The 325-nt window shown below is 65.8% G+C and carries 1 pseudogene; it reads right to left on the reverse strand.

Annotated elements, in window-relative coordinates:
* Positions 1-325 (reverse strand): annotated as a pseudogene (locus RVY79_RS18445) (recombination factor protein RarA); the annotation flags it as partial.

Below are 325 nucleotides of genomic sequence, written 5' to 3' on the forward strand. Positions count from 1 at the left end.
CGACTTGTCCTGGCTGACGAACGCGCGCGCAGCGTTGTAAGCGTTGTAGCCGGCGTTGGACTTGGGGGCGATAGCCAGGTAGATCACCGCCTGGGCCAGCGCCAATTCCCCTTCCGGTGAGCCGAGGCGCTCGTACGTTTCGGCAGCATCCAAGGTGATACGCCCTGCTCGCGGATCGGCCAAGCCGATGTCTTCCCAGGCCATGCGCACGATGCGGCGGGCAAGGTAGCGCGGGTCGGCACCACCATCGAGCATGCGACAGAACCAGTACAGCGCCCCGTCCGGATCGGAGCCGCGCACGGACTTATGCAGCGCGCTGATCTGG

The sequence above is a fragment of the Chromohalobacter sp. HP20-39 genome, from assembly GCF_033052815.1.
In the GTDB taxonomy this organism is placed as follows: domain Bacteria; phylum Pseudomonadota; class Gammaproteobacteria; order Pseudomonadales; family Halomonadaceae; genus Chromohalobacter.